A 12,911-nucleotide genomic window follows, 5' to 3' on the forward strand; every position below is an offset into this window, starting at 1 on the left:
AACTTTCGCTTTGAATACTGCGTCAAGTTTTAGCGGAAGGTATCATGATGTTATAGGCTATCTATCGTCGAAATCGGGCGCTGTTTTGAATTGCAGGTAAACTTTTGGATGAAGCGCGGCCGCTCTCGCGCCGGTTCACCTTTGGAACTGACGTCGGCCGGGACCTGCCTCGAAACCTCCCCTTGAAAAGGGGGAGGTCGCTTCGCTCGTCAGAGCGAAGCGGGCGGGGATCGGCTCTCTCCGCATCCATCATAGCCTGCCGCTGACCCCCATCCCGACCTTCCCCCTTTCAGGGGGAAGGAGAAAACTGGATCGCTACCGTGGCGTTCTAGCCCGGATGTCGGCGCGGCTTGAGGCCCGCGAGGAAGAGCCGCGCGAAATGATCGGCGATCTCGGCTGGAGACCAGTCACGCCTGGTCTTGAACCAGATCGGATACCAGTGGCCCATCCCGGTGAGAATGCGCTCCGCGAAATAGGTATCGATGCGGCGGAAACGGCCCTCGTCGATCCAGCGCTGATAGCTGTTCTGGTCTTGCCGGATCGTCGCCAGCACGTCTCCGACATAGGCTTTTCGGTCTGCGTCGTTGAGATAGTTGATGTTGTGGTAGGTCGCCTTTGGGCCGCAGGGCGTGTCGTGCAGCATCAACAGCAGGCGGATTCGCTGAACGATGTGATCGAATGCCCCAAGGCTGTGCTCTTGCAGATGCTCGCGAATGGCGACCTCGCCGGCGAGCCCGCGTCGCAGGCAGGCCAGCAGCAGGCTCTCCTTTTCGCTGAAGTGATAGTAGATGCCGGCGCGGGTCATGCCCGCATCCACGGCGATGCTCTCGAGCGACGTGCCCGACGCGCCCCTGCGATTGAAACTGTCCGAGGCAATCGACAGCATCCGGTCGAACTTTGCGGCCCGCTTGTTCAGCGCTGTGCGAGCCTCGAGGAACGGGGCGAGGCTGAGCGCCTCGGGCATTTTGGGAAGCGCGATCTCGCGGCGGTAGACTCCGTGCGTGATGATGTCGTCGATGGCATCGATCGCCTGTTGCCGCGTGTAGTAGTCGCGTTCGGACAGCCAGAACGGAACCCAATCCAGGATGGAGATCAGCGCCACCGCCGTGAGCAGCGGCTCGTCGCAGGCGATCGAGCCGTCCGCCATGCCCCGATCGAGGATGTCCGCGAGCAGCGCGGCGTTCTGCCAGCGCCTGGCATGAACCTCGCTGCTGTAGGGCGCGGCCAGTGCATCGATATCGCTGAACAGGATCATGCGCTGGCCTTCGGGCCGCAGCCTGCCGCGCACGAAGCGCCTGATGATCTCGAGCCCGTCGATGCCGGGTTCGGCGGCCGCCTCGATCTCGTGCCGATAGATTGCAAGGCCGCGCAGATAGCAGTGGAAGATGAGATCTTCCTTGTCGCGGAAATAGTGGTACAGCGCGCCCGGTACGGCCTGCACCGATGCTGCGACCTGCTCCATCGTCACGTTGGCATAGGAGTGACGGGCAAACAGCCGGGAAGCTGAGACGAGGATTTCTTCAGCCCGATCCGTCGGGTCGGCGGCGACTTGCAAGCTCGAATGCCCTTCCTGATCGCGGAACGAAAATCCGCACGCGAGATAATCCCCTTGGCAGCCGCTTGTCGATCTGCGATAGACGGTGGCATACCATACACCAGCGGTTCTTGATTGTCTGGTGATGTGGCGACCGTCGGCCCGTGGATGCGGGACGGCCAATATCGACCGGGCATCGGTTCGGCAGCAGCTTCGGACAGGATTTTGGAGAGCAAGCCTTTCGTGAGGAGGGCTATTGGAGAGAGCATGGCGCGCAACATTCTGATTTTGGGAGCTTCCTACGGCTCCCTGCTGGGGACCAAGCTGCTGATGGCGGGTCACAACGTGTCCCTGGTGTGCCGCAAGAACACCGCCGACCTGATCAACCGCGAAGGCACCGAGGTGCGGATCAAGCTGCGCGACGAGAAGGAGCACCGCTCGATCTTCTCGCGCGATCTGCCGGGCAAGCTCGATGCCGTCACGCCCGCCGATGTCGACGTGTCGCGCTACGACATGGTCGGCCTTGCGATGCAGGAGCCGCAATACACCAACCACACGGTTCGCGTACTGATGATCAAGATCGCGGCGGCGAAGCTGCCCTGCCTGTCGATCATGAACATGCCGCCGCTGCCGTATCTGAAGCGGATCCCGGCACTCGCCGGCATGGACCTCGAGGAGGCCTACACCAACGCGCAGGTGTGGGAGCGCTTCGAACCGGGCCTCGTCACGCTGTGCTCGCCCGATCCGCAGGCCTTCCGTCCGCCGGAGGAGAAGGCCAACGTGCTGCATGTCGGCCTGCCGACCAACTTCAAGGCCTCCGCCTTCGCCGACGACAAGCACAACAAGGTGCTGCGCGAGCTCGAAGCCGACATCGACGCGGTGACGCTCGACGGCCAGGACGTTCCGGTGAAGCTGAAGGTGTTCGACTCGCTGTTCGTGCCGCTGGCGAAGTGGTCGATGCTGCTGACCGGCAATTATCGCTGCATCACGCCGACCGAGCCCCAGTCGATCCGCGACGCCGTGCACGGCGACCTCAAGCGCTCGCAGGCGATCTATGATCACGTCGACGCCATCGCGCGCAAGCTCGGCGCCGACCCCGCGGATCAGGTGCCGTTCGCGAAATACGCCAAGGCCGCGGAAAGCCTGCTCAAGCCGTCATCGGCGGCCCGCGCGGTCGCCGCCGGCGCGCCCTTCATCGAACGCGTCGACCTGCTGGTGAAGCTGATCTCGCACCAGCTCGGCACGCCGAGCACCGAGATCGACCGCACGGTCGAGACCGTCGATCAGAAGCTGAACGAGAAGATCGTGCAGGGCGGCTCCGGCGCGGAGTGACGGAATGGGGCTGGCGAGGGCATGCGTGCCCTCGCCATGCATCGGCGATCTGCAATGTGCGCAATCGCGGTTGCCGGACGCATGGCTCGACCTGTCCAGATGAGATAGACTCGCCCAGCTGCGGTTGGGAGCAACGGACATGCCGAGCAAATCGCTTCCTCTCCTTGCAATCTACGGCGACCTCGATCGCGCGCGCGACATCATGCGCGCCTGGCAGCCGCTCGATCATCTCTCTCCTGAAGACGCCGAGATCGTCGTGAAGGCGATCGCCGAGGGCATCGCGCGCGGGCGCCGGCACGGGCTCGAGATGGGGCAGTGTCATCAGGCGGCGTGAGCTACGCTTGCGCGGCGCTCGGATAGCGCATGTGAGGTGAGCACGCCGGACAGGCTCCCTCTCCCCTTGCGGGAGAGGGTGGGGAGAGGGGTGGCTCCGGGCGAGAGGATCGACGTGAAGTCAGCGCTCGTAATCTCGGCTACTCGTCGTGTGTGCTCGACTGAATGGAGAGAGCGTGCCGTGTGGCACCCCTCTCCCCAGCCCTCCCCCGCAAGGGGGGAGGGAGCCCTTCCGCCAGTGACTCCCTTACGAGAGGTTAGTCACCAACGCGAAGCGACCGCTAGCCCTGATGCCCCACGGCCAAAATCGTCACCGAACGGGTCTGGTGGCTCGGCGTCTGAAAATCGATCGTCTGGCCGACCGACAATCCGATCAGCGCGGCGCCGACCGGCGTCAGCACCGAGATGCGCCGCAGCGCGATGTCGGCTTCGTGCGGGTAGACGAGCACGACCTCCCTGACGTCGCCGGTCTCGTCGTCACGGTAGCGCACAAGCGAGCCCATGCGGACCACGTCATGCAAATCGGCGTCGTCGGCAACGAGCTGGGCGCGGTCCGTCTCGCGCGCGAGGAACTGGGCGACGCGGGGAAACACCGCCATGCTGGAATCGGCCAGCGCGCTGAGGCGATGCGCCTCGCTCGCGGTGATCACGATCGGCGGCAATGCCGGGGCGGTAAAGCTGCTCTGAATGGTTCGGGTCATGTCGGTTGATCTTTGTGGTTGATCGGAGGCGCACGAACGCCGGCGCGCGGATATCTCGCGACGCGACGGACTGAAATGATTTGATGGCGTCGAGGAATCCGGACGGCGTGCGATCGCCGGCCGGCTAATTGCCTGCGTGCAAACGTCCGGCGCGCAATTCGCGGCGCGCAATACGGGTGTCGATGCGGAGCGTGTCGATCATGGCACCATCAACATAGCCGCTGGCGACGTCGCATCCATTGCGGCGAAAGCGCGCACGCGGGCCGCGTGGAACGATGCGCCATCGCCGACGGGCCGAGCGTCAGGGCTGTCCGATGCCGGACAGGCCGAGCACTGCGCCGGCAGCAAGCGCGACAAGCGGATGGATGCGGGTCGTGGTGGTGGCGATCGCGACCATTGCTGCGATCAGGATCGTGCCCCAGCTCGAGGCCGATGCGTGGGTGATGACGATGGCGCTGGCGGTGACGAGCCCGGCGGTGACCGGAACCAACCCGGCCTGCACGGTGCGGCGCCAGGGCCGGTCCTTGAAGCGTTCCCAGAGCCGAAGCGCGAAGCCTGTCACCAGCGACGACGGCCCGAACTTGGCGAGCGACGTCACCAACACGCCGGAGAAGCCCGCGACATGCCAGCCGACCAGCGGCACCACCATCATGTTCGGCCCGGGTGCTGCCTGCGCCAGCGCGAACAGCGCACCGAATTCCTGCGCCGTCATCCAGTGATGGACGTCGACCACCTGACGCTGCATCTCCGGCAGGATGGTATTGCCGCCGCCGAAGGCGAGCAGCGAGAGCTCGGCGAAGATCAGCGCGAGCGTGACGAGAGTTGCGCTCATGACGCCTGCCTCGACCTTAGGAAGATGCTGAGCGGCGCCAGCGTCAGCAGGGTCGGCAGCAGCGGCAAGCGGAGCACGGCAATCGCCAGCACGCAGAGCGCGCCGATGAACAGGCCGAGCACATCGCGCCGCAGCGGCCAGGCGATCTTGATCGCGGTGGAAATCAGCAGTCCGGCTGCCGCGGCGGCGAGACCGCCGAACAGATGACGGACGACCGGGTCGTCGGCGAAGCGGCCATAGATCACGCCAAGGCCGATCACGACCGCGGTCGGCACCGCGATCAGGCCGAGGATCGCCGCGAATGCGCCGGGAATGCCGCGAAACTTCAGCCCGACCGCGACCGACATGTTGATGATGTTGCCGCCGGGCAGGAACTGGCACAGCCCGAGCAGGTCGGTGAACTCCGCGCCGGTGAGCCAGCCGCGCTTCTCCACCATCATGTGGCGTGCCAGCGGCAGCACGCCGCCGAAGCCGGTCAGTCCGAGGATGAAGAAGCCCGTGAACAACTCGCCGACATCAGGTGCGTGATGCTTGGTGGTTTGCGCGGCGGGGATGGCGTCCATCGGCGGGGCGGCTCCGGTTCGATTGTTCTTTGCGACGACTCTAGTTGGCCGCGTGCCAAATATCCAATATATGGATATGGGAATTCGCATATCTTTCAGATATGGATTGCCCGATGATCGAACTGCGCCATCTCCGCTATGCCGTCGCGGTGGCCGAGGAAGGCCATATCACCCGCGCCGCCGCGCGGCTCGGCATCCAGCAGCCGCCGCTGAGCCAGCAGATCCGCGCGCTGGAAGCCGCGATCGGTGCGCCGCTGTTTCGCCGGCAGCCGCGCGGGGTCGAGCTGACCGCCGCCGGCCGTGCCTTCGTCGGCAAGGCGCGCGCGATCCTGCGTGACGCCGACCTCGCGGTGGAGGCCGCGCGCCGCGCGAGCCGCGGCCAGGAAGGCCAACTGGCCATCGGCTTCACCTCTTCGGCCGCGTTCCATCCCTTCGTCACCGGCGTGATGCGCGAAATGCGCGAGCGCGCGCCGGCGATCACGCTGTCGCTCGAGGAGGCCTCGACCGGCGAGCTGATCGAAGCCGTCGAGGCCGATCGGCTCGATGCCGCATTCGTGCGCGCGCCAAGCGAGCGGCTGGAGAACCTCACGATCACCCATCTGCTCGACGAGGAGATGGTGGTCGCGTTGCCCGACCATCATCCGCGCGCCCGCAAGGACACGCGGCGGCGGATTTCGCTGGCCTCGCTCGCCGACGAGCCGCTGATCCTGTACCGCCGTCCGACCGGACCGGGCCTCTATGACAGCATCATCGCCGCCTGCCGCGCCGCGGGCTTCAGCCCGAAGGTGGCGCAGGAGGCGACGCGGATGGTGTCGACGCTCAGCCTGGTCGCGGCGGGGCTCGGCATTTCGATCGTGCCGGAATCGATGGCGCGGCTCGAGACCGCCGGCGTGTCCTATCTCCGCCTCGACCGCGCCACGGGCCTCGTCGCGCCGCTCGCGCTGGCGCGCAAGAAGGGCCCCGCCGGCGGCACGCTCGGCCGCCTGCTCGGGATCGTCTCGCGGCGGGTGAAGGACCGCGCCGGCGGTTGAGGCTATCGCGTCATCACTGCGGTCAGAGGTTGACCCGATAGAGCCTCAGCGCATTGCCATAGATTGTCACGGTCATCAGCCAACGACCATCGGAGGACATTTGCAACGGCCGTTGCGCAACCGCGACGATCCGTTGGCGCTCGCGGCCGGTCGCACTGTCGCGCACGACGATCTCACCAGCCTTGCTGTTCTCCTGCCAGAATGCTTCGACGCTCAAGCCGCGATCGGACATCACGCTGTTCGGCCGACCCGGCGACCGGAACGGAGCGCGGCGATCACCGGCGTCGACGCTCCCGATCAGCGAACCCGTTCGTGTGTCGAAGGTCAGCGTTCGGCATATCGACGATGCGGGCGCGGCGCCGGCTGGCACGCGCGGCGGTATGCCGCAGAATTCGTGGCGGATGCTGTTCTCGTCCAGCTGGCAGCTTCCGGCCGTCTGGCTCGTCAGATTGCCGATCAGCTCCAGCGGCATCGACACCGTGACGACCTGGCGACCGTGCGTCAGATCATAGATCCTGAAAGGCTTCCGGCTGTACGGAGATTGGCACGCCCACACGGCATCGCCGATCCGCTTCAGCCCGTGGGCGAGGCCGCTCTCGTTGCCCGCGCCGTAACGCCTGACGTCACGCATGCGCATCGCGGGGACCTCGATCCGGATGGCGATCGGATCGTCAGGCTTCGGAGCCAGATATTGGCTGCAGATCAGCCAGAGGCTGCCGCTGTCGGCGGAGAACATCAGGGATTCGCTTGCGTCAGATTCAAAACAGGTCTGTTCGCTGCCCGCGAATTCTCCGGCCAGGCTCAGATCAGGCAACGCATAGAGCCGCACGCGGCTGTCACGATGCCTGTAGTTGGTGTTTGGAATCGGCGACGCGGCACCGCCACTGCGAAGGGCCAGATAGCGGCCATCCGGGCTCCAGGCGATGGCGTAACGATCGTACGGGTCCAATGGACCGGCCAGTTGGCGCAAGCTGCGGCCGGTGGCGATATCGACCTGCACCAAAGCGTTGTCCGCGGTGCGAACGATCGCGCTTTGCCCGTCAGGGGCCATCCTGACCGCCGATGTCGGGGCGATCGACAACGCGACGTCGTGCGAGTAGGTGAGAACCGCCTCGCCCTGCGAACTGTCCTTCGATGGTGTGGGCGATACGGTCCGGCGCAACTCCGGTGCGCCGGCAACAAGGCCACGCGGCCCGGCGAGGTAGCCGGCGAACGGCGCCAACAGGGCAAACAGCAGCGGGGCGCAGAGCACGCAGGCCAATCTGCGACGGCGATGGATGGCGAAGGTCCAAGCGCTGGGTGCACTTGTATCGTCCCGGAGGCGCGTTACCAGCACCATCGCGATCGCGGTGGTCGCGCCCCAGACCGCGCCGATCCCGGCACGGCCGATCAGCACATGAACACGGTCGATCCACGACAGGCCGTTGAGCGGCGCCGCCCAGTCCTTGAAAAGATGACGATCGTAGCTCAGGCCGTAGAGCAGTTCGACGACCGCAGAGACAAGCGCGGCGACGATCGCTGCGATCAAGAAAATCATCGTCGCGCCGCGCCGGCGGGATGCCATTCCCAGCGCCAGGCTCGGGATGAGCGATGTCACCGCGCTGCTCATGAAGACCCATTGCAGGAATGAGGTCCAGGGCAGGCTGAAGATGTCGAATGTGCCGGCCCGCATTCGGCTCTCTGCAACAAGCTGAAGCTGGCGCTGGATCCGCGCACCAGCCTGGATCAGCGTCACTCCTTCGCCGAATGCCAGCACAAACCACAGGACGGCCGACAGCAGGATGCAGAAGAACCAGGCCGTCACGCTCAGCCTCGGCAGGACGCGCTTGAGCACGAAGCCCTGCATGAGCGGAGGGGCGATCAAGGAGAACGCGACGAGGAGGAAAAGACCTAATACGATCAACTTCGGATACCCGGCGCTCCGGGTCACCGGCTTGCCGATGGCCGATGCTGCAATCGTGCAGAAGACCGGGACCGATGCGGAGACAAGCACCCAGGCGAGCCAGGTCGACCAGGTCATGGGCCGCAGGCACGGAGACGTCGGTTCTGTCGGAGTGACCATCAAGGACTTTCGGCGATGTGTTTTCGTGAGTGCGGGCGGGCCAAATCCTCAGCCACGCGCCGACACGCGGCAAGCGTCATTGCCGGCAAAGTCAGGCACTTCACCAGCGACAGCGTGCCGATATGTGCTGATTTGTGAGCATTTGTGCGGTTGATGAACCGGCATGAGCGCGGATCCCGGCGCCGCTGCCGGTGGCGCGGAATGTGGGGAGTTTGGCGAACGCGCGCGTCACGGCGCGGCTAGATAGCCTTCATCGAATCCGGTTGCCCGCGCGTGGACCGCGACAGCTCAGTTGCGTCCGGAGGCTTCGGGTTCAATCAACACCGCGAAAGGCATTCTCCGATGGCACGTTTTCCTGTCCATACGCTCGACTCCGCTCCTGAAGCCTCGAGGTCTGCTTTGCGCGAGGTCGAGGCGCGGTTTGGCATGATCCCGAACCTTGCGGCGGCGATGGCGACCTCACCCGTGCTGATCCAGAGCTTCATCGGCATCTTCGACAAGGTTCACGGCGGCAGCTTCACCGAGCAGCAGATCCAGACCGTGCTGCTCACCGACGCGGTGACCAATCGCTGCACCTGGGCGGTCGCGCTGCATTCCGCGCTCGGCTTGCAGGCCGGCCTCGATCCGGCCGATGTCGATGCGATGCGTGCCGGCCGCTCGCCTGCCGACAAGACCCTCGGTGCGCTCTCGACCCTGGCGCGGTCGCTGATCGAGAAGCGCGGGCGGCTCGACGAAGAGGAGATCGAACGATTCCTGGCGGCCGGATTCTACAAGGACCTCGTGCTCGAAGTCATCACCATCGTGGCGGCGTCGACCATCACCAACTACGCCGGCAGCGTCACCAATCCGCCGTTGGAGGCGGGATTGCAGGACCATGCCTGGAACGGCTGACCGGTTTTCGCCCAAGCGACAATGCACGTCGGCCATGCGGCCGGCGTGCGCTTTAGACCGCAAATCTGGCGCGGTAGTCCTGCGGCGTGGTCGAGAGCAGGCGCAGGAAGCTGCGGCGCATCGTCTCCTCGGACCCGAAGCCGCAGCGCTGCGAGATGCGCTTGATCGGCAGGCGCGTTTCCGAGAGCAGATGCCGCGCGCCCTCGACCCGGAGCCGCTCGATCGCGCGCGCCGGCGTCAGGCCGGTCGCTTCAGCGTAATGGCGGCTGAAGCTGCGCTCGCTCATGCCGGCCTGTTTCGCCAGCGTCGACAGCGAGAGGTCGCCGGCCAGATGGTTGCTGATCCAGTCGTGCAGCGCGCTGAACCTGTCGTCGGTTGCCTGCAGCGACAGGATTTCGCTGAATTGCGCCTGTCCGCCCGGCCGCTTGAAAAACACCACGAGATAGCGGGCGACGGCAAGCGCCGCCGTGCGGCCGAGATCCTCCTCCACCAGCGCCAGCGCCAGATCGATGCCGGAGGTGACGCCGGCCGACGTCCAGAACGAACCGTCGCGCACGAAGATCGGATCGGGCTCGACGCGGACATCGGGAAAGCGCTCGGCGAGCTCTGCGCAAAATTGCCAATGGGTCACGGCGCGGCGGCCATCGAGGGCGCCGGACGCCGCGAGCAGGAACGCGCCGGTGCAGACCGATGCGGTGCGGCGCGCTTGCCCGGCGCGCTTGCACACCCAGTCAACCAGCATGCGATCGTTCGCCGCCGCGTTGACGCCGTCGCCGCCCGGAATCACCAGCGTGTCGACCGCGGTGCCGATGGCGGGCAGTGGATGCACCGCGAGCCCGACGCCTGCGGACGACTCGACGTTCGGGCCAGCCTTGGCAACGACGCGGACGTCATATGGCTCCGCGTTGCCTGCCTTGGCCGCCAACGCATTGGCGGACGCGAACACCTGCAATGGCCCGGTGACGTCGAGCAACTGCACCGCCGGATAGGCCAGCACTTCGATCGAGCGGCGGCGGTTTGGCGAAAAACGTGGGCTGGTTGGCGTCATCGCCGAAACCTGCCGCGCTAGATTCGCTTTGTCCATAGCGCAAGGGAAGTTCGAGGGAAGTTCGATGATTGCTCACGATGTTCATCTGCGGATCGGTTCGCTGCTGTTCGAAGGCGTCGATCAAATCGATTTGACCGGGCCGTTTGAGGTGCTGTCGCGGATTCCGAATTCGACCTGCCGCATCTATGCCAGGACCATGGCGCCGGTGCGGGATCTCAAGGGATTGCAGCTGCTGCCCGACGCGACGCTGGCCGATGCGCCGCCGCTCGATGTGTTGCATGTGCCCGGCGGGTTCGGTCAGGAAGCCTTGATGGAAGATGCGGAGGTGCTCGGCTGGATCAGCCGGCAGGCGGCGGGCGGATGCCGCATCTTCTCGGTCTGTACCGGCGCCCTGCTGTGCGGAGCAGCCGGCCTGTTGAAGGGGCGCAGGGCGACGACGCATTGGGCATCGCTGCATCTGTTGCCGTTCTTCGGCGCTGTTCCCGTGAATGAGCGTGTGGTGATCGACGGCAGCTACATCTTTGCCGCCGGCGTGACCTCAGGCATCGACGGAGCGTTGCGACTGGCCGCTGAATTGCGTGGCGACGATGCCGCGCGGGCGATCCAGCTCTACATGGCCTATGCACCGGAGCCGCCGTTCGACAGCGGCACGCCGGAGACGGCGCCGCCCGCGATCCTTCAACAAGCCCGGCAAGCCGTGCGCGCGATCACGGCGCAGCGGGAGGAGACAGCGCGCCGCGTGGCTGCGAGGCTGGGCGTCGTCGTGCAGGGAGTCTGAGCGTGGACTAGTTTCCCGGCTCGAAGCTGCAGTCGGCGCCACCGCCGGTCTTGTCCTTGATCACCGTTGGATCGAGCGTGCAGGACAGTTTCGACAGCGCCTCGTAGATCGTGCCCGCGGCGCCGTCGGGCGGCACGCCGGCCAGCGCCACGGTCGCGAACATCGCGTTGGCTTCGCTGCCCCTCACCGTGTGGGTCCTGCTGCCGAAGCTCAGTTCGCATGAACGCGAGGTGATGGCGACATTGCTGGCGCGGCAGACGACCTTGTCGGCGGTGACGGTGATCTTGCTGGTGATGGGGACATCGCTGTCGCCGCCAAAGAACGCGGCGACCGCCTTCTTCTCCTTGGCCGGCAACGGCGAGTAGGGCGCCACGACGCCGGCGAGCGCCAGCGCGACCGAACCGGAGGTGGTCGCGGGCGCGGCCCATGCGGCTGACGAGGCCAGCGACAATGAACATGCGAGGATCGTCAGTCGGCCCAGTCTCATTCCCATCTCCTGTGTCTGCGCTTTCCGCGGCGCGGAATCGCTAGCACGTCTCGCGGTCTGATTCACACGCGATCCCGCAACTTCACGTGAGGCGCGGATGCGCACAGGGCAGGGCGGCCCCGCGTGGACCCGCTTGCACGATCGCGCCATCGGCGGCACAGTCCGATCCGTGGCAGCGATGCCGCCAACAATGACGACAAGAAGATCAATCCGGGGAACGCCATGGCGGCCACGCGCATCGACTGCGATATCCATCCCGCGGTGGGGGGAACGCGCACCACGCTGCTGCCCTATCTCAGCGATCACTGGAAGGAACAGGTCGTCAGCCGCGCCATCGACGGGCTCGACCTCAATTCCTATCCGCCGTCGATGCCGCTGTCCGGCCGCGCCGACTGGCGGCCGGCCGACGGCAGCAAGCCCGGCAGCGATCTCGCCATGGTGCAGCGCGGCGCGTTCGACCAGCTCGGCGCCAGCCACGCGATCTGCAACGTCGTCTATGGCGCGCAGGCGGTGTTCGATTCCTACATGGCGGCGGACTTCTGCAGGGCGATCAACGACTGGATCGCGGCCGAGTGGCTTGCCAGGGACAAGCGGCTGCGCGCCTCGATCGTGGTGCCGATCCAGGCGCCGGACCTTGCGGTCGAGGAGATCGAGCGCAGGGCCGGCGACAATCGCTTCGTCTCGGTGCTGGTGCCCTCGCAAGGCGAGACACTGCTCGGCCGGCGGCATTTCTGGCCGATCTATCAGGCCGCGGAGAAGCACAAGCTGCCGATCGCGATCCACGCCGGCAGTGCCTACCGCGGCGCGCCGAGCTCGATCGGCTGGCCGTCCTATCGCTACGAGTATTATCTCGCCGAGGCGCAGGCGTTCCAGGCGCAGACATTGAGCCTGATCTATGAGGGCGTGTTCGGGAAGTATCCCGGATTGACCGTCGTGCTGATGGAGTCAGGCGTCAGCTGGTTGCCGGCCTTCATGTGGCGCGCCAACAAGACCTGGCGCGGCGTGCGCGTCGAGGTGCCGTGGGTGGAGCGCGAGCCCACCGCGATCATCCGCGACCATTTCCGCGTCACCATGCAGCCGTTCGACGCGCCGATGGATGCAACAAGCGTTGCCGACATCATCGACCAGATCGGCTCCGACAAGATGTTCCTGTTCGCATCCGACTATCCGCACTGGCAGTTCGACGGCGACGATCCGATCCCGCCGCATCTGCCGAAAAGTCTTGTCGGGCGGATGTGTGCCGACAACCCGTTGGAAACATTTCCGCGTCTCAAGCTGAATTCGTAGCGCATGATCCGGAAAAGTGGAAACCGGTTTTC

General features: G+C 65.7%; 13 protein-coding genes. 6 read left to right on the forward strand and 7 right to left on the reverse strand.

What is annotated here, in order from left to right:
- Window positions 1-328: 328 nt before the first annotated feature.
- The gene (locus tag ACE10X_RS07150; protein ID WP_162136649.1) at window positions 329-1,555 is read right to left on the reverse strand and encodes a TetR/AcrR family transcriptional regulator; all 1,227 of its coding nucleotides are present in this window, start codon (window positions 1,553-1,555) and stop codon (window positions 329-331) included.
- 246 nt (window positions 1,556-1,801) lie between these two features.
- Between ACE10X_RS07150 and ACE10X_RS07155 the strand changes: the two genes are divergently transcribed.
- Together ACE10X_RS07155 and ACE10X_RS07160 are read left to right on the forward strand one after the other, a co-directional pair.
- A complete protein-coding gene (locus tag ACE10X_RS07155) occupies window positions 1,802-2,866 on the forward strand; it encodes a ketopantoate reductase family protein (protein WP_016847022.1) in 1,065 nt (354 codons plus the stop codon).
- A 139-nt stretch (window positions 2,867-3,005) separates the two neighbouring features.
- Window positions 3,006-3,200, forward strand: coding sequence for a hypothetical protein (locus tag ACE10X_RS07160; RefSeq protein ID WP_038384315.1), 195 nt, complete (start codon window positions 3,006-3,008; stop codon window positions 3,198-3,200).
- Window positions 3,201-3,480: 280 nt separating this feature from the next.
- Here the strand turns inward: ACE10X_RS07160 and rnk are convergent, their stop codons facing one another.
- The 3 genes from rnk to ACE10X_RS07175 all read right to left on the reverse strand — a co-directional run bounded on the left by rnk (window position 3,481) and on the right by ACE10X_RS07175 (window position 5,295).
- Entirely contained in the window at window positions 3,481-3,900 is a 420-nt protein-coding gene (rnk, locus tag ACE10X_RS07165; protein ID WP_038384314.1) for a nucleoside diphosphate kinase regulator, read from the reverse strand.
- A 301-nt stretch (window positions 3,901-4,201) separates the two neighbouring features.
- Window positions 4,202-4,732: a chromate transporter gene (locus tag ACE10X_RS07170; RefSeq protein ID WP_038384313.1), complete on the reverse strand. Its 531-nt coding sequence runs from the start codon at window positions 4,730-4,732 to the stop codon at window positions 4,202-4,204.
- A complete protein-coding gene (locus ACE10X_RS07175; protein WP_028341310.1) occupies window positions 4,729-5,295 on the reverse strand; it encodes a chromate transporter in 567 nt (188 codons plus the stop codon). The genes ACE10X_RS07170 and ACE10X_RS07175 overlap by 4 nt, the downstream gene beginning before the upstream one ends.
- 113 nt (window positions 5,296-5,408) lie before the next feature.
- Here ACE10X_RS07175 and ACE10X_RS07180 point away from each other — a divergent pair, with 113 nt between their 5' ends.
- Window positions 5,409-6,326, forward strand: coding sequence for a LysR family transcriptional regulator (locus ACE10X_RS07180; RefSeq protein ID WP_193375412.1), 918 nt, complete (start codon window positions 5,409-5,411; stop codon window positions 6,324-6,326).
- 22 nt (window positions 6,327-6,348) lie between these two features.
- On the opposite strand, the gene ACE10X_RS07185 is transcribed toward ACE10X_RS07180, so the two are convergent.
- Window positions 6,349-8,319, reverse strand: coding sequence for a WD40 repeat domain-containing protein (locus ACE10X_RS07185; RefSeq protein WP_375764122.1), 1,971 nt, complete (start codon window positions 8,317-8,319; stop codon window positions 6,349-6,351).
- A 411-nt stretch (window positions 8,320-8,730) separates the two neighbouring features.
- Here ACE10X_RS07185 and ACE10X_RS07190 point away from each other — a divergent pair, with 411 nt between their 5' ends.
- Entirely contained in the window at window positions 8,731-9,279 is a 549-nt protein-coding gene (locus ACE10X_RS07190; RefSeq protein WP_038384310.1) for a carboxymuconolactone decarboxylase family protein, read from the forward strand.
- Between the two features lie 52 nt (window positions 9,280-9,331).
- On the opposite strand, the gene ACE10X_RS07195 is transcribed toward ACE10X_RS07190, so the two are convergent.
- Window positions 9,332-10,327: a GlxA family transcriptional regulator gene (locus ACE10X_RS07195; RefSeq protein WP_051002952.1), complete on the reverse strand. Its 996-nt coding sequence runs from the start codon at window positions 10,325-10,327 to the stop codon at window positions 9,332-9,334.
- Between the two features lie 64 nt (window positions 10,328-10,391).
- Between ACE10X_RS07195 and ACE10X_RS07200 the strand changes: the two genes are divergently transcribed.
- Complete coding sequence (locus ACE10X_RS07200) at window positions 10,392-11,105, forward strand: DJ-1/PfpI family protein (protein WP_038384309.1); 714 nt, start codon at window positions 10,392-10,394, stop codon at window positions 11,103-11,105.
- Between the two features lie 7 nt (window positions 11,106-11,112).
- On the opposite strand, the gene ACE10X_RS07205 is transcribed toward ACE10X_RS07200, so the two are convergent.
- On the reverse strand, window positions 11,113-11,592 hold the full coding sequence (locus tag ACE10X_RS07205; RefSeq protein ID WP_038384308.1) for a hypothetical protein: 480 nt from the start codon (window positions 11,590-11,592) through the stop codon (window positions 11,113-11,115).
- Window positions 11,593-11,814: 222 nt separating this feature from the next.
- Between ACE10X_RS07205 and ACE10X_RS07210 the strand changes: the two genes are divergently transcribed.
- Window positions 11,815-12,879: an amidohydrolase family protein gene (locus ACE10X_RS07210; protein WP_304557898.1), complete on the forward strand. Its 1,065-nt coding sequence runs from the start codon at window positions 11,815-11,817 to the stop codon at window positions 12,877-12,879.
- Window positions 12,880-12,911: the final 32 nt, after the last annotated feature.

Origin of the sequence: Bradyrhizobium sp. Pha-3, from assembly GCF_042258325.1 — a bacterium.
GTDB lineage: Bacteria > Pseudomonadota > Alphaproteobacteria > Rhizobiales > Xanthobacteraceae > Bradyrhizobium > Bradyrhizobium elkanii.